This window comes from Buttiauxella sp. BIGb0471 (assembly GCF_024807715.1).
Classification (GTDB): Bacteria; Pseudomonadota; Gammaproteobacteria; order Enterobacterales; family Enterobacteriaceae; genus Buttiauxella; species Buttiauxella agrestis.
Genome location: NZ_JANUEU010000003.1, coordinates 454,938 through 474,516, shown reverse-complemented (window position 1 = coordinate 474,516; position 19,579 = coordinate 454,938). Strand labels below are relative to the sequence as shown.

Genomic DNA, 19,579 nt, shown 5'->3' with positions numbered 1-19,579 from the left:
ATCTGATCACTTTTTGAAACGCTTACGGGCGTTTCAGGCGCAATGACGCAGGAGAAATTATGAAACGTGCATTTATTATGGTGCTGGACTCTTTCGGTATCGGCGCAACAGAAGATGCAGCAAAATTTGGCGATGTTGGCTCTGATACTTTCGGGCACATTGCGCAGGCGTGTGCCAAAGGCGAAGCAGACAAAGGCCGTAAAGGCCCGCTGAGTTTGCCAAACCTCACCCGTCTGGGTCTGGTGAAAGCGGCCGAAGGTTCTACCGGTAAAATCCCGGCAGGTATGGACGGTAACGCAGAAGTTATCGGTGCATACGGTTGGGCGCATGAACTGTCATCAGGTAAAGATACGCCGTCTGGTCACTGGGAAATCGCCGGTGTTCCTGTGTTGTTTGACTGGGGCTACTTCTCTGACACTCAAAACAGCTTCCCGCAGGAATTGCTGGATAAACTGGTTAAGCGTGCAAATCTGCCGGGTTATCTCGGTAACTGCCACTCTTCCGGTACGGTAATTCTGGATGAGTTGGGCGAAGAGCATATGAAAACCGGCAAGCCGATTTTCTATACCTCTGCTGACTCGGTGTTCCAGATTGCCTGCCATGAAGAAACCTACGGCCTGGATAAACTCTACGAGCTGTGCGAAATCGCCCGTGAAGAGTTGACCGAAGGCGGCTACAACATTGGTCGTGTTATCGCGCGTCCGTTTATCGGCGACAAAGCAGGTAACTTCCAGCGTACTGGCAACCGTCATGATCTGGCTGTTGAACCGCCAGCGCCGACCGTGTTGAAAAAACTGGTTGATGAGAAAAATGGCCAGGTTGTTTCCGTGGGCAAAATTGCGGATATCTATGCTGAAGTGGGTATCACCAAAAAAGTGAAAGCGACCGGTCTGGATGCGCTGTTTGATGCCACCATCAAAGAGATGAAAGAAGCGGGCGACGACACCATCGTGTTCACCAACTTCGTTGATTTCGACTCTTCTTACGGCCACCGTCGTGATGTTGCAGGCTATGCTGCCGCACTGGAACTGTTTGACCGCCGCCTGCCAGAACTGATGGAACTGCTGAAAGAGGATGACATTCTGATCCTCACGGCTGACCACGGTTGTGACCCAACCTGGCAAGGCACAGACCATACTCGCGAACACATTCCGGTCCTGATTTACGGCCCGAAAGTGAAAGCTGGCTCGCTGGGCCACCGTGAAACGTTTGCCGATATCGGTCAGACGGTTGCTAGCTATTTCGGTACTTCTCCGATGGACTACGGCAAGAACATGCTGTGATTTCGACGGGTGGTGGAATCACCACCCGCGTTGAACCTCTTTTAACAAGGAATAAAAATATGGCAACGCCACATATTAATGCTGAGATGGGTGATTTCGCTGACGTCGTACTGATGCCTGGCGACCCGCTGCGTGCAAAACACATTGCAGAAACTTTCCTCGAAGATGTCCGTGAAGTGAACAATGTGCGTGGCATGTTGGGCTTCACAGGGACTTATAAAGGCCGCAAAATCTCTGTAATGGGTCACGGTATGGGGATCCCATCCTGCTCCATCTACACCAAAGAGCTGATCACTGATTTCGGCGTGAAGAAAATCATTCGTGTGGGTTCATGCGGCGCGGTACGTGCTGATGTGAAACTGCGTGATGTGGTCATCGGCATGGGTGCTTGCACCGACTCTAAAGTGAACCGTCTGCGTTTCAAAGACCACGACTTCGCGGCTATCGCAGACTTCGATATGGTTCGCAATGCCGTTGATGCAGCTAAAGCGCTGGGCGTTGACGCTCGCGTAGGCAACATCTTCTCCGCTGACCTGTTCTACACGCCAGACCCAACCATGTTTGACGTCATGGAAAAGTACGGCATCCTGGGCGTGGAAATGGAAGCTGCTGGTATCTACGGCGTGGCAGCAGAATTCGGTGCGAAAGCACTGACCATCTGCACCGTATCTGACCATATCCGTACTCACGAGCAGACGACTGCTGAAGAACGCCAGACTACCTTTAACGACATGATCAAGATTGCTCTTGAATCTGTGTTACTGGGCGACAAAGAGTAAGATTCAAAAGGGTGCTTCGGCACCCTTTATCGTTCATATATTGTTCATAGTATCTATTCACTGAAACCCTCTCATTCTTCACACCTGCTTTACCTTTCAAATATATAGCGCTATAAATCTATTCAAGTATCTATTCACGAATCTATTCATATGAGCGCGCTGACTGATTTGTTACTCCACGGGCCACAAACTGCAAACTCCTTGCGGCAGCGTTTGGGTGTCAGCCAGGCGACGTTTTCACGTCTTGTAAATGCTCAGAGCAATGTGATTAAAGCGGGGGCCGCCAGAGCGACTCGCTACGCGCTGCGGCGTCCTGTTCGTCAGATTCAGCAGTTCCCGTTGTGGCAAATTGATGATGTCGGGCAGGCATGGCGCTTCGGTGAGTTGTATCCCATTTGGCCGCAGGGGAGTTGCCTGGTCATTTTAAATAATGGTACCGCGCAGTGGTTTGACGGGATCCCCTGGTATTTGACTGACCTTCGCCCACAGGGTTTTTTGGGAAGAACGTGGGGTCGCAAATTAGCCCAGCAGGCGGGGCTACCGGAAGATATCCGCTTGTGGCAGGAAGAAGATGTTCTCCTGGCACTGTCTCAGCAAGTATCGGAAAACCTTGGTGGCTGGCTGGTTGGCGAGGAAAGCTATCGACGCTGGTTTGATACGCCTTTGCCGCCGGTGATTGCCGATGCTGATAAATTATCGGTTTATAGCGAACTGGCGAGTAGCGCACTCGCGGGCGATATCGTGGGGTCTTCAGCGGGGGGCGAACAGCCTAAATTTACCTGTTATGCACAGACGACGACCGGGCCGGCGCATGTCATCGTTAAATTCACCCCGTCGCTTCAAAACGAGAATAGTCAGCGCTGGTCTGATTTGCTTTATGCCGAAGCTTTAGCGCTCAACATCCTGGCTCAGGTCGGTATCCCCGCCTCGACGGCAAAAGTTTTGACCAATACGCAAAGACAAACATTCCTTGAGGTCATGCGTTTTGACTGCATGGGTGCGCAGGGCCGCAGAGGAATTGTCTCACTAGAGGCTGTTCAGAGTGAGTTTGCCAGCGGGGCACAGCCCTGGCCCATCACGATGGAAAAATTACTCGCCCAAAAGTCGGTTGAACCAGCAACCCTACGCCTGACGCAGCGCATCTGGGCGTTTGGCCGATTGATAGCCAACAGCGATATGCATGCAGGGAATCTTTCGTTCTATCTGTCTGATATGCCACTGCGTCTGGCGCCTGTCTACGACATGCTACCTATGGCTTTTGCCCCAAACAGTGCCGGGAATATGCGCAGAGAACCGGTAAAACCGCAGATTGATCCCGTTGTCCCACGAGAAGTATGGTTGGAAATGCTGCCCTATGCTCGCCAGTTCTGGCTCGAGGCAAGCCAGAATCAAGGGATTAGCGAAAGTTTCCGGGAATTGAGCCGAGCGATGGCTTCAGAGCTGGATGCGGTTGAAGCCAACGTTAAACGCCTTGCCTAACGCACCGTCTGCGCAATCCACGCGCTCAGTTCACGCAGCTCCATTTCCTGCTCTGGGAAATCCGCAATCAACGTTTCACACTGCTGCTGCAACATATCGCTACGATACAGACAACCCTGCAAGCGTGCCGCTAGCGCTTCCAGCGGGGCGGGGTTCAGGCTGTCGGTAAATATTTGCGTGCGGGTGATATGCCCTTTTTCAACGTCGAAGTGCAGCTCAACGCCACCCCAGGTAAAACGCTGGTCAAGTAAGTGGCTAAAGGCTGGAGCCTGGCCAAAATTCCATTCCCAACTGCTTTGACGGGCAAACGTTTCGGCAAAACCTGGCAAATCGGGCAGGGCATCTGGAGAGATATGTTCCGCTTCTACGCGTTCGCCGTAGTGAGCAAAGAATGATTCGCGAACCGCATCGCAAATTTGTTGGTGCGTAATACCAGGCAGAATATCGCTCAGATTGGTCACTCGCCCCCGAACCGACGTAATCCCTTTGGCCTGAAGTTTCTTCTCATCAGGATTCAGGTAATTTGCAAGACGGCTTAAATCCGCGTTAAGCAGTAAAGTGCCGTGATGGAAGCCGCGATCCAGCGTTTCTTTATATGCCGAACCAGAAACTTTACGCACCCCGTCAGCGGTAGCAACTTCCAGATCGTTGCGCCCGGAAGCCATTGCATTAATCCCGTGAGAATTAAGCGCATTCACCACAATGGCGGTAGAAATGCTTTTATCGTATTCGGGCTTTCCGGCCATAAACGTAAAACAGGTGTTGCCTAAATCGTGGAATACCGCGCCACCGCCGCTGCTGCGCCTTGCCAGCCGGACGTTATCTTCTTCCATGCGGCGGGTATTGCACTCTTTCCACGGGTTTTGCGCCCGGCCAATAACCACCGTATCAGCGTTGCGCCACAAAAAGAGTACGCGCTGTGTGGCCGGCATCTGGCGGAAAATGCACTCCTCAACCGCCAGGTTGAACCACGGATCGTAAGAGTCAGAAATAAGCAGTCGTAGTGTCGTCATCGTAGAAATCCTTTCTCTCTAAGGTTTATTCGCGCTCTGTTCATCTTCATCTTCCTTCACTTCGGTATTCGCGGTAAGAAGGAAAGGTGACTGCTGCCAGCGGGTGCGTTTGCCCTGCAATAGCGTGCGTGTCAGGACAATGCCAATCGCCAGCGCCAGCAACATCATCAGGCGCAGAATGTTTGTGGTGTTATCCACCTGTTTGGCTTCGGTGGCGAGAGTATGCGTATCGAGCGTGATACGCAGATAACCGACTGGCCCATCTTTATCTTCAATGGGTTGCACAATTTGCTGGTTAAAATAGCTGCCCGCTTTTTTGCCATCCAGCGCGAGTCTGTCGCGCACGCCGATCCCTTCGCCGGCACGGGCGATTTGATCACCGTTATTGTCATAAACACCTGCATCCAGAATGCGGCTGTCCTGAGTCAGTAACTTCAGTACGGCTGAAATCTTTTTCTCATCAGGATTTTCAGATTTCATTAGCGGAGTCAGGTTATAGCTGACCTGACGTGCCAGCGTTCTTGCCAGCTCTTCGAGCTGCACATTTCGGGCTTGCTGATGCCCCTGGCTAAACCACGATGCGCCTTGCATCAGTGCGACTAAAAGTGCGAGGCAGATAAGCACAATCACTGCACGATGCAGCCTGAATTTCATTTTTGCCCGAGCCATAATGCACCTTCAATAAATTGCTTACTTTAATGTTGCCAGAAGCAGCGTGGACAGGGTAGCCTCATGCGTTGTTTTACTCTGGCCTTTATCTTTATTCTGGAGCTGTGATGCCAAATAGTCTGACCTGGTGCGACCTACCGACCGATGTTTCTCTTTGGCCTGGGTTGCCGCTATCGCTAAGTGGTGATGAAGTTATGCCACTCGATTACCGTGCTGGCCGCAGTGGCTGGCTTCTGTATGGTCGGAACCTGGATAAAGAATGCCTGAACCGCTACCAGCGTAAACTTGGCGCCGCCATGGTAATCGTAACTGCGTGGTGTGTTGAAGATTATCAGGTTATTCGCCTGGCAGGTTCATTAACACCGCGAGCGACCAAACTTGCGCACGACGCCGGGCTGGATGTCGCGCCGCTGGGTAAGATTCCGCATTTGCGCACGCCAGGCCTGCTGGTGATGGATATGGACTCAACCGCCATTCAAATCGAGTGCATTGATGAAATCGCCAAACTGGCGGGAACCGGTGAAATGGTCGCCGAAGTGACAGAACGCGCCATGCGTGGCGAGTTAGATTTTACGGCCAGTCTGAAGCAGCGCGTAGGCACCCTTAAAGGAGCCAATGCTTCTATTCTGCGTCAGGTGCGTGATGAACTGCCGTTAATGCCGGGGCTGACTTCTCTGGTGTTAAAACTCGAATCGCTGGGCTGGAAAGTCGCGATTGCTTCCGGCGGTTTCACCTTCTTTGCAGAATACCTGCGCGATAAACTGCATCTTGATGCGGTGGTGGCGAATGAACTGGAAATTTGTGACGGCAAGCTAACCGGTGAAGTGATCGGGCAAATTGTTGATGCACAATTCAAAGCCGAAACGCTCAAGCGTCTGGCGGATAAATATGAAATTCCTGCCGCGCAAACTGTCGCGATTGGCGATGGAGCCAATGATTTACCGATGATTCAATCTGCTGGCCTGGGCATCGCTTACCACGCGAAACCAAAGGTGAATGAGAAAACTGAAATAACTATCCGTCACGCAGATTTGATGGGTGTGTTCTGTATTCTTTCCGGCAGCCTTATCCAGGAAGAACGCTAATGGCGAAAGCTCCGAAACGCGCATTTGTTTGTAACGAATGTGGTGCAGATTATCCTCGCTGGCAAGGGCAATGCAGCGCTTGTCATGCCTGGAACACCATTACTGAGGTGCGGATTGCCGCGTCTCCAACCGTTGCGCGTAACGAGCGTTTGTCGGGTTATGCTGGCAGTGCGGGCGTAAGCAAAGTCCAAAAACTTTCAGATATTAGCCTCGAGGAACTGCCGCGTTTTTCCACCGGCTTTAAAGAATTTGACCGTGTGTTAGGCGGCGGTGTGGTGCCTGGCAGCGCCATTCTGATTGGTGGTAATCCGGGCGCGGGTAAATCCACGCTGCTGCTGCAAACGTTATGCAAGCTCAGTGAACAGATGAAAACACTGTATGTCACGGGTGAAGAATCGCTGCAACAAGTCGCCATGCGCGCCCACCGCCTGGGTTTGCCGACCAATAACCTGAATATGCTTTCGGAAACCGGCATCGAGCAAATCTGCATGATTGCCGAAGAAGAAGCGCCGAAGCTGATGGTTATCGACTCCATCCAGGTTATGCACATGGCGGATGTGCAATCGTCGCCGGGCAGTGTGGCGCAGGTGCGTGAGTCCGCCGCTTACCTGACGCGCTTTGCCAAAACGCGCGGTGTGGCAATTATCATGGTCGGTCACGTGACTAAAGACGGTTCACTTGCCGGGCCAAAAGTCCTTGAGCACTGTATCGACTGCTCGGTGATGCTTGATGGCGATGCCGATTCCCGTTTCCGCACGTTGCGTAGCCATAAAAACCGCTTCGGTGCGGTGAATGAATTGGGCGTGTTCGCCATGACGGAACAAGGGCTGCGTGAAGTGAGCAACCCTTCAGCCATCTTCCTGAGCCGTGGTGATGAAGTGACTCCCGGCAGCTCGGTGATGGTGGTGTGGGAAGGCACGCGGCCATTGCTGGTAGAAATCCAGGCGCTGGTGGATCAATCCATGATGTCCAACCCACGTCGTGTGGCTGTGGGTCTTGAGCAAAACCGCCTGGCAATTTTACTGGCCGTTTTACACCGCCATGGCGGTTTGCAAATGGCTGATCAGGATGTGTTTGTGAATGTGGTGGGTGGTGTGAAAGTCACGGAAACCAGTGCTGATCTGGCGTTACTGCTGGCGATGGTTTCCAGTCTGCGAAATCGCGCTTTACCGCAAGATTTAGTGGTGTTTGGTGAAGTTGGGCTGGCAGGCGAAATTCGCCCGGTGCCAAGCGGGCAGGAACGTATTTCTGAGGCAGCAAAACACGGCTTTAAACGTGCCATTGTGCCGCAGGCGAATGTGCCGAAAAAACTACCGGAAGGGATGCAGGTCTTCGGCGTGAAAAAACTTGCTGATGCGCTGTCGGTGTTTGACGACTTATAATGACCTATTTCGCAGGAGGCACAGCATGTCGTCTTTTGAGTATCTGAAGACCGCTATTCGTCAGCAGAGCGTTACGCTGCAACAAGTTGCGGAATCCTGCGGCATGACTAAGGGCTACCTTAGCCAGCTATTGAACGCCAAAATCAAAAGTCCAAGCGCGCAGAAGCTGGAGGCGTTACACCGTTTTCTGGGTCTTGAATTTCCCCGCCGTGAGAAAAAAGTCGGCGTGGTGTTTGGTAAGTTTTACCCGCTGCATACCGGCCATATCTATTTGATTCAACGCGCGGCAAGCCAGGTTGATGAACTGCACATCATTATGGGTTATGACGAAACCCGCGACCGTTTATTGTTTGAAGACAGCGCCATGTCTCAACAACCCACCACGGGCGACCGTCTGCGCTGGCTGCTACAGACTTTCAAATATCAGAAAAACATCCGCATTCATTCGTTTAACGAAGAGGGGATGGAGCCGTATCCGCACGGCTGGGATGTCTGGAGCCGTGGCATCAAAACTTTTATGGAAAGCAAAGGTATCAATCCCGATTGCATCTACACCTCTGAAGAGGGCGATGCGCCACGGTTTATCGAACAACTCGGCATTGAAACGGTGCTGATAGACCCGAAGCGCACGTTCATGAATATCAGCGGTGGGCAGATTCGCGAAAATCCGTTCCGCTACTGGGAATATATTCCAACGGAAGTGAAACCGTTCTTTGTGCGAACGGTCGCGATTCTGGGCGGTGAGTCGAGCGGTAAGTCGTGGATGGTGAATAAGCTCGCCAATATTTTCAATACCACCAGTGCCTGGGAATACGGGCGTGATTACGTCTTTTCCCATCTGGGTGGGGATGAGATGGCGCTGCAATATTCTGATTATGACAAGATTGCTATCGGTCACGCGCAGTACGTTGATTTTGCAGTGAAGTATGCGAATAAAGTGGCTTTTATCGATACTGACTTTGTTACCACTCAGGCATTCTGTAAAAAGTATGAAGGCCGCGAACACCCGTTTGTGCAGGCGCTGATTGATGAGTACCGCTTTGATCTGGTGATTTTGCTGGAAAACAACACGCCGTGGGTAGCCGATGGCTTGCGCAGCCTTGGTAGTGATACGGATCGGAAGTCTTTCCAGAATTTGTTGGTATCGATGCTTGATGAAAACAACATCAGCTATGTGCACGTGGAAGAGTCGGACTATGATTCGCGTTTCTTGCGCTGTGTGGATTTGGTGAAGAACATGATTGGCGAGCGGGGATAATCGGGCTTGTCAAAAGAAGGGGCGCATTAAGCGCCCCTTTTTTATTACTTCGTTACGCGCTTGTACTTAATACGCTTAGGTTCCAGCGCATCCGCACCCAGGGTGCGTTTCTTGTACTCTTCGTACTCAGTAAAGTTACCTTCAAAGAACTCCACTTTGCCTTCATCCTGGTAATCCAGAATGTGCGTGGCGATACGGTCAAGGAACCAACGGTCGTGTGAGATAACCATTGCACAGCCTGGGAATTCCAACAGGGCGTTTTCTAACGCGCGCAGGGTTTCGATATCCAGGTCGTTTGTTGGTTCATCGAGCAGCAATACGTTACCGCCAACTTGCAGCAGTTTCGCCAGATGCAGACGGCCACGCTCACCACCAGACAGTTCGCCAACACGTTTACCCTGGTCAACGCCTTTAAAGTTAAAGCGACCCACGTACGCACGGCTTGGCATCTCGGTATTACCGACACGCATAATGTCCTGGCCGCCGGAAACTTCTTCCCACACGGTTTTGCTGTTGTCCATCGCGTCACGGAACTGATCGACAGACGCCAGTTTCACGGTTTCGCCCAGTTCAATGGTGCCGCTGTCAGGCTGTTCCTGACCAGACATCATACGGAACAGGGTAGATTTACCCGCGCCGTTCGGACCGATGATCCCGACAATTGCACCTTTCGGTACAGAGAATGTCAGGTCTTCAATCAGCAGGCGGTCGCCGTAGGATTTACGCAGATTGGTAACCTCAACGACTTTATCACCCAGGCGTGCACCTGGTGGAATAAACAGTTCGTTGGTTTCGTTACGTTTCTGGTATTCGGTGTTGTTCAGTTCTTCAAAGCGAGCCAGACGGGCCTTGCCTTTAGACTGGCGGCCTTTAGCGCCCTGACGAACCCACTCCAGTTCCTTCTCAATGGATTTACGGCGAGCCGCTTCCGTTGAGGCTTCCTGAGCCAGACGAGCATCTTTCTGCTCAAGCCAGGAAGAGTAGTTACCTTCCCACGGGATACCTTCACCGCGGTCAAGCTCCAGGATCCAGCCCGCAACGTTGTCGAGGAAGTAACGGTCGTGGGTAATTGCCACAACGGTGCCTTCGAAGTCGTGCAGGAAGCGCTCGAGCCATGCCACGGATTCAGCATCCAGGTGGTTCGTTGGTTCGTCGAGCAGCAGCATGTCTGGTTTTTCGAGCAGCAGGCGGCAAAGTGCCACACGGCGACGCTCACCACCGGACAGTTTATCAATTTTTGCGTCCCAGTCTGGCAGGCGCAGGGCATCAGCAGCACGCTCCAGTTGCACGTTCAGGTTGTGACCGTCGTGCGCCTGAATGATTTCTTCAAACTTGCCCTGTTGGGCTGCCAGTTTGTCGAAGTCAGCGTCCGGCTCTGCATATTTGGCATACACTTCGTCGAGGCCTTTCAGGGCATTAACCACTTCAGCCACGGCTTCTTCAACCGATTCACGGACGGTATGTTCAAGGTTGAGTTGCGGTTCTTGCGGCAGGTAGCCGATTTTCAGTCCAGGTTGTGGACGAGCTTCGCCTTCGATGTCGGTATCAATGCCGGCCATAATGCGCAGCAGCGTGGATTTACCGGAACCATTCAGACCCAGTACGCCAATCTTGGCGCCAGGGAAGAAACTGAGCGAGATATTTTTCAGAATATGACGTTTCGGCGGAACAACTTTGCCGACACGATGCATGGTATAAACGAATTGAGCCACAGTGCGACTTCGCCTCTTTTTCGTGATGTAAGATGGTACATATCAGTGGCGAAGTGTAGCCGTTTTCAGCAGGTAATCCCAGCAGGGGAAGCGGGATGTGTTACCCGGAACAGCCTTAACGCTTTTAAAGACAAAATAACACCCTCTGGCGTGGCGAAACTGCAATACCAGGGTTAGCATGAAGTAATTAATGGCGGCATGATGCTGCCCGTGAACATGTGAGGAGAACTTGTGGGGAAAGCCAAACAAGTCGTAGGGCAATTGCTAGTGGCGATGGTAACTCTTGCGGCAATAACTCATGCAGTTCGTGCGGATTCTCTGGACGAGCAGCGCAGCCGCTACGCGCAAATCAAACAAGCATGGGATAGCAAGCAAATGGATGTGGTGGCGCGAATAATGCCCACTTTGCAAGATTATCCGCTGTATCCCTATCTCGAATATCGCCAGATTACTGACGACTTAATGAATGAGCCAACGCTCGTCGTCAGCCAATTTATTGCAGCCAACCCAACACTTCCGCCAGCGCGGGTGCTGAAATCACGTTTTGTGAATGAACTGGCGCGCCGTGAAGACTGGCGTGGCTTGCTGGCATTCAGCCCAGATCAACCGGGCACAACAGAAGCCAAATGTAATTATTACTACGCGAAATTTAACACCGGGCAGGCAGATGCTGCATGGGCGGGTGCTAAAGATTTGTGGCTGACAGGTAAAAACCAGCCGTCGAGCTGTGACCGTTTATTCTCGGCGTGGCGTTCGTCCGGCACCCTGGATCCGCTGGCGTACCTGGAACGTATCCGCCTGGCGATGAAAGAAGGCAATACTTCGTTGGTTAACAATCTGGCGAGCCAAATGCCAGCCGACTACCAGACCATATCCAGCGCGCTCATTAGCCTGCAAAACGATCCTAATACGGTACTGACGTTTGCCCGTTCAGTTGGTGCCACTGACTTCACTCGTCAGGCTGTCGCCATTGCATTCACGCGTGTAGCACGCGATGACGTAGAAAATGCGCGCATGATGATTCCATCGCTTGTTCAGGCGCAGCAACTTAACGACTCTCAGGCTCAGGAACTAAGAGACACCGTAGCCTGGCGTTTGATGGGCAACGATATCACTGCCGAACAGGCTGCCTGGCGTGATGATGCGATTATGCGTTCAGAGTCTACAAGTTTAGTTGAACGACGCGTGCGTATGGCGCTGGGAACGGGCGATCGAAATGGTCTGAATACCTGGCTTGCGCGCTTGCCGATGGAAGCCAAAGAGAAAGATGAATGGCGCTACTGGCAAGCAGATCTGCTGATGGAGCGTGGCCGTGAAACGGAAGCCAAAGAAATTCTCCATTCACTCATGCAGCAACGGGGTTTTTACCCGATGGTGGCAGCGCAGCGTTTAGGGGAAGAATATCCGTTACGCGTCGATAAAGCGGCTGCGGTAAACCCAGCGTTGGTTCAGGGGCCTGAAATGGCGCGTGTACGCGAACTGATGTACTGGAATCTGGATAATACTGCACGCAGCGAATGGGCGAATTTGATAAGCAGCCGCAGTAAACCCGAGCAGGAAGGGTTAGCGCGTTACGCGTTTGAGCAAAACTGGTGGGATCTGAGTGTGCAGGCAACGATCGCCGGAAAACTTTGGGATCATCTCGAAGAGCGCTTCCCGCTGGCGTACAAAGATATTTTCTCTCGCTACGTGAGCGGAAAAGATATCTCGCAAAGCTACGCAATGGCGATTGCGCGGCAGGAAAGTGCCTGGAACCCTAAAGTAAGATCGCCTGTTGGCGCGAGTGGTTTAATGCAAATTATGCCGGGTACTGCTACGCACACCGTGAAGATGTTTAATATTCCAGGTTACACCAGCACTAATCAGCTACTGGACCCGGAGACCAACATCAACATCGGCACCAGCTATTTGCAGTATGTTTCTCAGCAATTTGAAAATAACCGGATTTTCTCATCGGCCGCGTATAACGCAGGTCCGGGACGTGTCAGAACCTGGCTGGGTAACAGCGCCGGGCGCATCGACGCAGTGGCGTTTGTTGAAAGTATTCCTTTCTCAGAAACACGCGGATATGTGAAGAACGTGCTGGCTTACGATGCCTACTACAGCTATTTCATGGGCAAATCTAAGCCGCTGCTCACCGATGGAGAGTGGCAACGCCGTTATTGATTTTGTGGGGTCTATGATATGCTGCGTACTAGTTGAATAGTATGGTGGCATAACATGACTCAGCACTCTCAATATTCGGCAGAGCACGCCGAGCAAAGTAATCAAGAGTGGCTCCGCTTTGTGGAGCTGCTACAGCAATCGTTCGATAAGCAGCTGCACATGCCGCTGCTTATGCTGTTGCTGACGCCAGACGAACGCACAGCCCTGGGGACGCGCGTCAGAATCATTGAAGAGTTACTGCGTGGTGAGATGAGCCAGCGTGAGCTTAAAAACGAGCTTGGTGCGGGGATTGCGACAATCACGCGTGGTTCCAATAGCCTGAAATCTGCCCCGCCTGCGTTGCGCGCCTGGCTGGAGCAGGAATTATTAGCCGGTAAAAACTAGTGATACATCGAGTTGTGGAACGGGCTTAATGCCAGAATCACGGCCTGGTGATACACGCTACTGCGCGTCAGTTTCCCGGCGGTAAAGACACCAATCGCCCCTTCTTTATTACCAATCTTATCAATCCCGGTATAGGCCGACATCACTGGCCCTAACGCTTCGCCTGCCCGGACTTTCTCAAGAATGATGGCAGGCAGCGGAAGGGTTGCCGAACGGGCTTCACCGCGCTGCTTGTGGTTTTCAATAACGACCCAGCTAAACGTACTGTCGTCGTCAATTCCTGCTTCAACCGCCACCCAAAAATCTGCCTCAGGGCGAACCTGACGAGCATTCATAATTCGGCATCGTGCGCCAGTTCGCGTTTCATGGTTTCCGAATGGCTGTTCGGGCACGCCACTATCGACGGCGACGGGTTCAATATGGCAGCATCCCTCACCATAGATATCGTCGAATGCCTGGAGAATTGCCTGAATTTTGGCAGGATTGGTTGTTGCGCAGACGACATGGTACATAATCATTGAAACTCTCAAGAAATTGTTGCCGCAGTATAACGGAAAAAACGCATGTTACAGGTATACCTTGTTCGCCACGGCGAAACGCAGTGGAATGCGCAGCGCCGCATTCAGGGCCAGTCAGACAGTGCGCTGACTGAGAAAGGAGAACGTCAGGCCGAGCAGGTGGCTGAGCGTGTCAAAACGTTGGGCATTACGCATGTGATTGCCAGTGATTTGGGGCGTACCCGCCGCACCGCTGAGATCATTGCGATGGCGTGTGGTGTGGATGTCACGCTGGATGCACGTTTACGCGAGCTGGATATGGGCGTTCTGGAGCGCCGCAATCTGGACACGCTAAACGAAGAAGAAGAGGGCTGGCGTCGTCAACTCGTCAATGGCACGGCTGATGGCCGAATTCCCGACGGTGAAAGCATGTTGGAGATGAGCGAACGTATGCACGCGGCTTTAAATGCTTGCCTGGATTTACCTGCGGGGAGTCGTCCGTTGCTGGTGAGTCACGGTATGGCGCTGGGCTGCCTGGTGAGTACGATTCTGGGTTTACCCGCCTGGGCTGAACGTCGCTTACGTTTAAGAAACTGTTCGATTTCTCGGGTGGATCACCAACAAAGTCCGTGGCTGGCTTCTGGCTGGGTGGTTGAAACGGCAGGGGACATCTCGCATTTAGACGCCCCTGCGTTGGATGAGTTACAGCGTTAACGACGGACAGGAATCAGATATTCACATCTGATTTGCATTGGTCGGTCCTGAACACGCGCTTCTTCTTGCGGGAAGAAGCGTTCGATATCCTGACCTTTGCGACGCGTCAGGTTTAGCGATGGCATACAGGTGCCGTATATCGTCAGGATAAATTCCTGCAAACCGGTGCCTGGGCCTTCGTAGTCGAACTGCACATAGTCGCCGCCTTCCAGCCTGACTGGATGGGAATCGGGCAAGAACCCATTCGCCAGTTCTGGCGCGAGTGCCGTGGTATAAAACACTTCCTGCTCGTCATCCCGTTCAATGCTTGGGCGCGGCTCATGCAAACCGTAAAGTACACGTGGCAAAGTTGGAGAGTTCCCAAGGAACTGCGTCCAGAACTGAATGCGCATTTCGTTACGGAAATCAGAGATTTGTTCAAGCGTGCAGCTATAACTTTGCGTGACGCCAACCAGGTGAATTTCTGGCAGCGTGACAAACTGCGCTTGCGGCAGTGCATACTCATCTAAACGCAACGGCGGACGCATGCCGAAAGCGCTCCAGTCAGGAGAACGACGGTATAATGCAGGCGTTTGAGTAAATTGTTTTTTGAAGGCGCGAGTAAACGTCTGTTGCGAGTCAAAACGATACTGTAAGGCAATATCCAGAATTGGACGCGCGGTCAATCGCAATGCTACGGCGGATTTAGATAAACGACGCGCACGAATGTATGCACCAATGGCATGACCCGTTACATCTTTGAACATCCGTTGTAGATGCCACTTGGAATAGCCTGCTTTTGCCGCCACATTATCCAGTGACAGAGGCTGATCCAAATGGCCTTCTAGCCAGGTTAATAGATCGCGAATGATCCCTGCCTGATCCATATAATATCCTCATCCTGACACGGTGAGTGCCGTTAATGTGGGCGATGATAGCACTTTTTGTTGTTATGACATTCAGAGTTTTTTTTAACAAGTCGTGCCAAAATTAGCTACTCATTCTGATAATTTTATTAATAACGTGATATTTAACGACTTTCTGGTCGAAAAAGTTAATAGTCCCTACATGCAATCTTAACCAATGGTAACAATATGAAATATAAAGTTTTAGTTGTACTGGGTTCATTGATGTTGATTTCATTGGGTGTTCGGGCAGAGCAAATTGGCTCGGTTGACACGGTTTTCAAAATATTCGGCCCTGACCATAAAATCGTCGTTGAGGCGTTTGACGACCCTGATGTTAAAAACGTGACCTGTTATATCAGTCGCGCAAAAACAGGTGGCATTAAAGGTGGTTTAGGTCTTGCCGAAGATACATCAGATGCGGCAATTTCCTGCCAGCAAGTGGGACCGGTAGAACTGAGCGAGAAAATTAAAGCAGGTAAAACTCAGGGAGATGTGGTGTTCCAGAAACGGACATCGCTGGTCTTTAAAAAGCTGCAAGTGGTTCGTTTTTACGATGCAAAACGTAACACGCTGGCATACCTGGCTTACTCTGACAAAGTCGTCGACGGTTCGCCTAAAAACGCGCTAAGTGCCGTGCCAATTATGCCGTGGAAGTAACCAGGAGCGAATGATGAGTCAGGCCACAATCTGGTTAGTTGAGGATGAAGCCAGTATCGCCGATACGCTTATCTACACGTTGCAACAAGAAGGCTTTGTGGTGCGCGGGTTTGATCGCGGTTTGCCAGTGCTGGATGCGGCGCGTGTTGCGCGTCCGGACCTGGCGATTCTGGATGTCGGCCTGCCAGACATTAATGGTTTTGAGTTATGTCGTCGCTTGTTGGCTGATTATCCAGAATTACCGTTACTGTTTCTGACGGCGCGAAGCGAAGAGGTCGACCGGTTGATTGGCCTCGAAATTGGCGCGGATGACTATATCGCCAAGCCATTCTCCCCGCGGGAAGTGTGTGCGAGGGTGCGAACCGTTTTGCGCCGTTTACACAAGCAGCGGCAAAATACCGGGGCAAGCGTTCAGCGTATTGGATTGTTTGAACTTAACGAAATGGCTGCGCTGATCACCTGGTGCCAGCAACCTTTGCATCTCACTCGCTATGAATTCCTGATGCTGAAGATTTTTTTGCAGTGGCCAGGACGTGTATTTTCGCGCCAGCAGCTCATGGAATTAGTCTGGAGCACGGCGGAAGAAAGTTTTGATCGCACCGTGGATACTCACATCAAAACCCTGCGAGCCAAACTCCGGGCTATTAATCCTGATCTTTCCCCCATTAACACGCACCGTGGCCTGGGTTACAGCCTGGGAGTGAGCTAATGCGCATCGGTATGCGCTTGTTGCTGGGCTATTTTCTGATTGTGGCGATTGCGGCCTGGTTTGTGCTGTCGATTTTTTTACAAGAAGTGAAACCCGGTGTTCGACGAGCCACCGAGGGAACGTTGATTGATACCGCAACGTTACTTGCCGAGTTTGCGCGTGCCGATATGCTGGCTGGAAATGCGCAAAACGGGCAGCTCGCGCAAGCCTTCTCCCGCCTTAATCAGCATAACTTTCAGGCCAATATCGGCGGGATTACTAAATCCCGAAATGAATATCGTGTCTACCTGACGGATGCGAAAGGTATTGTTTTGTTCGATTCCAGTGGTAAAGCAACGGGCCAGGATTACTCGCGCTGGAATGATGTGTGGCTGACCCTGCAAGGGAAATATGGCGCGCGCAGTACGCCAGTCAATGTCAATAAACCTGAAAGCACCGTAATGTACGTGGCCGCTCCCGTGCGCGACGGGGTCAATATTGTCGGTGTGCTCAGTGTTGGGAAACCTAATAGCGCTCTGGAACCCGTGATTCACCGTAGCGAGCGCCGAATTCTGTGGGCGGGCGTTGCGTTACTGGGTATCGCGCTGATGATTGGCTTCGGGGTGGTGTTATGGATTAATCGCTCGATTGGTCAGCTTGTGCGTTACGCCGATTCAGTGACAGAAGAACATCCTCTCCCGCTACCCAAACCCGGTAGCAGCGAATTACGTAAACTCGCCTTAGCGCTGGAAACTATGCGCCTGAAACTCGAAGGGAAAAGTTATATCGAACAGTATGTTCATGCTTTAACGCATGAACTGAAAAGCCCTCTGGCGGCGATTCGGGGGGCGGCTGAAATTTTGCGTGAAGGCCCGCCACCGGAGGTGATTGAGAAATTTTCGGGGAACATTCTTCAGCAAAATCTGCGCATGCAGCAACTGGTGGACAACTTATTACGCCAGGCAAAACTCGAAAGCCGGGCGGAAATCACACCGCAGCCAATTCATCTGGTCGCACTGTTTTCTGCCTTGTGCGACAGCCGTGAAGTGATCGCTCATAGCAAACAGATTTCGTTAAGCATCGATGAGAGCACACTGAAAGACACCGTCGTCGAAGGAGACTTCGCGCTGCTAGAACAGGCTATCGGGAATTTGCTGGATAACGCGCTCGATTTCACCCCGCCAGGCGGTGAGATTACGCTGAGTATTGAAAATGCCGATGACGGCATTGCTATCCTGGTAACGGATACCGGAAGCGGTATTCCGGACTATGCTCGCGATCGTGTTTTTGAGCGTTTCTATTCATTACCCCGCAGCAACGGGCAAAAGAGCAGCGGCTTAGGGCTGGCTTTTGTGCGCGAAGTCGCGCGTCTGCATCGCGGCACCATTACGCTTGAGAACCGCCCGGAGGGTGGGGCGCAAGCCAGGTTGAGCCTCCCCGGAAAATAATTTCACCACTTCACTGTCTCTTCACATAACTTCATTTAGCCCCCACATACGCTCGCTATCCTCGCCACATCAAAATATGGAGGGGATTATGTTGAAATCTGCGTTGTTCTGGAAAGTGATGACTTTACTCGGTTGCATGCTGCTGTTGCTCATTCCGCTGAGTATGCTGAGTTCGTTAATTGATGAGCGTAGTAGTTATCGGGATGATGTTGAGCAGTCGCTGCGCCAGAGTACCAGTGGCCCGCAAACCATTACCGGCCCGCTCATTGCCATTCCCATAACTGAAATGACAACCGTTATGGAAGACAATAAAGAGGTTAAAAAAGAGCGCCGCTTCATTCGCTACTATCTGCCGGAAAACTTGAGTATTGTGGGAAAGCAGAACGTTGAGCCGCGTCATATCGGCATTTACGAGGGGCAAATTTGGCGCACAGCTATCACGCTTGATGCCACGTTTAACCGCCAGCAGCTCAATAATGATTTCAGCGGTAATACCCAAATTGGCACACCGTATGTCGTGCTGGCAGTCGGCGACTCTCGCGGTATCGGTAAAGTTGGCGAGTTGGATATCAACGGCAAATCTTATCCGATTGAACCTGGGAGTCACTTACCCGGCGTTGAACAGGGGCTGCACGCCATTCTCCCTGCCGAGCACCTCCAGGATGAGAAACTCACGCTTCGCTTTAGTCTGGACTTGATGGGTACCAAACAGCTTGCCGTGGTGCCGCTTGGACGCAATAGCCAGTTCAGTTTAACCAGCAACTGGCCGCATCCGAGCTTTATTGGCGATTTCCTGCCGCAACAGCGCACGGTAACGGAAAGCGGATTTACCGCTAATTGGCAGAGCACCTGGTTTGCTAACAACCTGAATACCAGCTTCTATGACGGACAAATTATGGATGTCGATCGCCTTCCAGCCTTTAGCGTGACGGTGGCAAATCCTGTCGACCAATATCAACTCACCGATCGCGCAGTTAAATATGCCATCTTACTGATTGGTTTGACGTTTATGAGTTTCTTCCTGCTGGAGACGCTGACGGGTTTGCGCGTTCACCCGATGCAGTATTTGTTGGTTGGGCTATCGCTGGTGATGTTTTATCTCGTTCTGTTGGCGGTCTCAGAACATATCGGGTTTAACGGCGCCTGGCTGCTGGCGAGTCTGATTTGTGCGGGGATTAATGGATTTTATTTGAAGGCCATTCTGAACAGCTGGAAAACCAGTTTGATGTTTACGACCGGCTTGCTGACGCTTGATGCTGTGCTCTGGCAGTTGCTTCAGTCTGAGGACAGTGCTTTGTTACTTGGTACGGGAGTCCTTTTTGTGGCGCTTTCGGCCATTATGATGCTAACCCGTCATACAGATTGGTACGGTATGAGTAAAAAAGTGCAGATACTGGAAACTGGCGACGCGCAGAAAGATCCTGACCGCTTCCGCCTGTGGAAATAGAGTTTTTCTAAAAGCAAAAGAAAAGGGCGGA

General features: G+C 51.8%; 18 protein-coding genes. 13 read left to right on the top strand and 5 right to left on the bottom strand.

Features of this window, described 5'->3' with window-relative positions; all coding sequences use genetic code 11:
- The first annotated feature begins 59 nt into the window (after positions 1–59).
- From deoB to yjjJ, 3 genes are all read left to right on the top strand, one after another.
- Entirely contained in the window at positions 60–1,283 is a 1,224-nt protein-coding gene (deoB, locus tag M2371_RS12925; RefSeq protein ID WP_034498627.1) for a phosphopentomutase, read from the top strand.
- Positions 1,284–1,342: 59 nt separating this feature from the next.
- Positions 1,343–2,062, top strand: a complete 720-nt coding sequence (gene deoD / locus M2371_RS12920) for a purine-nucleoside phosphorylase (RefSeq protein ID WP_034459469.1) — start codon at positions 1,343–1,345, stop codon at positions 2,060–2,062.
- Between the two features lie 150 nt (positions 2,063–2,212).
- Positions 2,213–3,541 carry a type II toxin-antitoxin system HipA family toxin YjjJ gene (gene yjjJ / locus M2371_RS12915; protein ID WP_259267897.1) on the top strand — a complete coding sequence of 443 codons (1,329 nt, stop codon included), beginning with the start codon at positions 2,213–2,215 and terminating at the stop codon, positions 3,539–3,541.
- Here yjjJ and lplA read toward each other — a convergent pair.
- Both lplA and M2371_RS12905 read right to left on the bottom strand, forming a co-directional pair.
- Positions 3,538–4,554: a lipoate--protein ligase LplA gene (lplA, locus tag M2371_RS12910; RefSeq protein ID WP_259267896.1), complete on the bottom strand. Its 1,017-nt coding sequence runs from the start codon at positions 4,552–4,554 to the stop codon at positions 3,538–3,540. The two genes, yjjJ and lplA, sit on opposite strands and share 4 nt — an antisense overlap.
- 18 nt (positions 4,555–4,572) lie before the next feature.
- The gene (locus M2371_RS12905) at positions 4,573–5,223 is read right to left on the bottom strand and encodes a YtjB family periplasmic protein (RefSeq protein WP_172893184.1); all 651 of its coding nucleotides are present in this window, start codon (positions 5,221–5,223) and stop codon (positions 4,573–4,575) included.
- 107 nt (positions 5,224–5,330) lie between these two features.
- Between M2371_RS12905 and serB the strand changes: the two genes are divergently transcribed.
- Genes serB through nadR form a run of 3 tightly spaced genes read left to right on the top strand, consistent with a single transcriptional unit; the run spans position 5,331 to position 8,948 of the window.
- Positions 5,331–6,308: a phosphoserine phosphatase gene (serB, locus tag M2371_RS12900; protein ID WP_034498620.1), complete on the top strand. Its 978-nt coding sequence runs from the start codon at positions 5,331–5,333 to the stop codon at positions 6,306–6,308.
- Complete coding sequence (gene radA / locus M2371_RS12895) at positions 6,308–7,690, top strand: DNA repair protein RadA (protein ID WP_034498619.1); 1,383 nt, start codon at positions 6,308–6,310, stop codon at positions 7,688–7,690. The genes serB and radA overlap by 1 nt, the downstream gene beginning before the upstream one ends.
- A gap of 25 nt (positions 7,691–7,715) precedes the next feature.
- Positions 7,716–8,948, top strand: coding sequence for a multifunctional transcriptional regulator/nicotinamide-nucleotide adenylyltransferase/ribosylnicotinamide kinase NadR (gene nadR, locus M2371_RS12890; protein WP_034498617.1), 1,233 nt, complete (start codon positions 7,716–7,718; stop codon positions 8,946–8,948).
- A gap of 44 nt (positions 8,949–8,992) precedes the next feature.
- Here the strand turns inward: nadR and ettA are convergent, their stop codons facing one another.
- Positions 8,993–10,660 carry an energy-dependent translational throttle protein EttA gene (gene ettA, locus M2371_RS12885; protein WP_172893185.1) on the bottom strand — a complete coding sequence of 556 codons (1,668 nt, stop codon included), beginning with the start codon at positions 10,658–10,660 and terminating at the stop codon, positions 8,993–8,995.
- Between the two features lie 231 nt (positions 10,661–10,891).
- Between ettA and sltY the strand changes: the two genes are divergently transcribed.
- Positions 10,892–12,826: a murein transglycosylase gene (gene sltY, locus M2371_RS12880; protein ID WP_259267895.1), complete on the top strand. Its 1,935-nt coding sequence runs from the start codon at positions 10,892–10,894 to the stop codon at positions 12,824–12,826.
- A 54-nt stretch (positions 12,827–12,880) separates the two neighbouring features.
- Positions 12,881–13,210 (top strand): trp operon repressor, encoded by a 330-nt coding sequence (gene trpR, locus M2371_RS12875; RefSeq protein ID WP_115627251.1) that lies wholly within the window; start codon positions 12,881–12,883, stop codon positions 13,208–13,210.
- On the opposite strand, the gene yjjX is transcribed toward trpR, so the two are convergent.
- Positions 13,207–13,722, bottom strand: coding sequence for an inosine/xanthosine triphosphatase (gene yjjX / locus M2371_RS12870; protein ID WP_034498703.1), 516 nt, complete (start codon positions 13,720–13,722; stop codon positions 13,207–13,209). The two genes, trpR and yjjX, sit on opposite strands and share 4 nt — an antisense overlap.
- Before the next feature lie 51 nt (positions 13,723–13,773).
- On the opposite strand from yjjX, the gene gpmB reads away from it, so the two are divergent.
- Positions 13,774–14,421: a 2,3-diphosphoglycerate-dependent phosphoglycerate mutase GpmB gene (gpmB, locus tag M2371_RS12865; RefSeq protein ID WP_034498609.1), complete on the top strand. Its 648-nt coding sequence runs from the start codon at positions 13,774–13,776 to the stop codon at positions 14,419–14,421.
- Here the strand turns inward: gpmB and robA are convergent.
- Complete coding sequence (gene robA, locus M2371_RS12860; protein ID WP_259267894.1) at positions 14,418–15,287, bottom strand: MDR efflux pump AcrAB transcriptional activator RobA; 870 nt, start codon at positions 15,285–15,287, stop codon at positions 14,418–14,420. The genes gpmB and robA overlap by 4 nt on opposite strands.
- 207 nt (positions 15,288–15,494) lie before the next feature.
- Here robA and creA point away from each other — a divergent pair, with 207 nt between their 5' ends.
- From creA to creD, 4 genes are all read left to right on the top strand, one after another.
- A complete protein-coding gene (gene creA, locus M2371_RS12855) occupies positions 15,495–15,965 on the top strand; it encodes a protein CreA (protein ID WP_034498604.1) in 471 nt (156 codons plus the stop codon).
- Between the two features lie 13 nt (positions 15,966–15,978).
- Positions 15,979–16,674: a two-component system response regulator CreB gene (creB, locus tag M2371_RS12850; protein WP_259267893.1), complete on the top strand. Its 696-nt coding sequence runs from the start codon at positions 15,979–15,981 to the stop codon at positions 16,672–16,674.
- Entirely contained in the window at positions 16,674–18,101 is a 1,428-nt protein-coding gene (creC, locus tag M2371_RS12845) for a two-component system sensor histidine kinase CreC (RefSeq protein ID WP_259267892.1), read from the top strand. Before creB ends, creC begins: the two co-directional genes overlap by 1 nt.
- An 88-nt stretch (positions 18,102–18,189) precedes the next feature.
- Entirely contained in the window at positions 18,190–19,548 is a 1,359-nt protein-coding gene (creD, locus tag M2371_RS12840; protein ID WP_259267891.1) for a cell envelope integrity protein CreD, read from the top strand.
- Positions 19,549–19,579: the final 31 nt, after the last annotated feature.

What these genes read in the sequence shown, in the direction of transcription:
- deoB (WP_034498627.1), top strand. Translation starts at nt 60, where the DNA reads ATGAAACGTGCATTTATTATGGTGCTGGACTCTTTCGGTATCGGCGCA.
- deoD (WP_034459469.1), top strand. Translation starts at nt 1,343, where the DNA reads ATGGCAACGCCACATATTAATGCTGAGATGGGTGATTTCGCTGACGTC.
- yjjJ (WP_259267897.1), top strand. Translation starts at nt 2,213, where the DNA reads ATGAGCGCGCTGACTGATTTGTTACTCCACGGGCCACAAACTGCAAAC.
- lplA (WP_259267896.1), bottom strand. Translation starts at nt 4,554, where the DNA reads ATGACGACACTACGACTGCTTATTTCTGACTCTTACGATCCGTGGTTC.
- M2371_RS12905 (WP_172893184.1), bottom strand. Translation starts at nt 5,223, where the DNA reads ATGGCTCGGGCAAAAATGAAATTCAGGCTGCATCGTGCAGTGATTGTG.
- serB (WP_034498620.1), top strand. Translation starts at nt 5,331, where the DNA reads ATGCCAAATAGTCTGACCTGGTGCGACCTACCGACCGATGTTTCTCTT.
- radA (WP_034498619.1), top strand. Translation starts at nt 6,308, where the DNA reads ATGGCGAAAGCTCCGAAACGCGCATTTGTTTGTAACGAATGTGGTGCA.
- nadR (WP_034498617.1), top strand. Translation starts at nt 7,716, where the DNA reads ATGTCGTCTTTTGAGTATCTGAAGACCGCTATTCGTCAGCAGAGCGTT.
- trpR (WP_115627251.1), top strand. Translation starts at nt 12,881, where the DNA reads ATGACTCAGCACTCTCAATATTCGGCAGAGCACGCCGAGCAAAGTAAT.
- yjjX (WP_034498703.1), bottom strand. Translation starts at nt 13,722, where the DNA reads ATGTACCATGTCGTCTGCGCAACAACCAATCCTGCCAAAATTCAGGCA.
- gpmB (WP_034498609.1), top strand. Translation starts at nt 13,774, where the DNA reads ATGTTACAGGTATACCTTGTTCGCCACGGCGAAACGCAGTGGAATGCG.
- robA (WP_259267894.1), bottom strand. Translation starts at nt 15,287, where the DNA reads ATGGATCAGGCAGGGATCATTCGCGATCTATTAACCTGGCTAGAAGGC.
- creA (WP_034498604.1), top strand. Translation starts at nt 15,495, where the DNA reads ATGAAATATAAAGTTTTAGTTGTACTGGGTTCATTGATGTTGATTTCA.
- creB (WP_259267893.1), top strand. Translation starts at nt 15,979, where the DNA reads ATGAGTCAGGCCACAATCTGGTTAGTTGAGGATGAAGCCAGTATCGCC.
- creC (WP_259267892.1), top strand. Translation starts at nt 16,674, where the DNA reads ATGCGCATCGGTATGCGCTTGTTGCTGGGCTATTTTCTGATTGTGGCG.
- creD (WP_259267891.1), top strand. Translation starts at nt 18,190, where the DNA reads ATGTTGAAATCTGCGTTGTTCTGGAAAGTGATGACTTTACTCGGTTGC.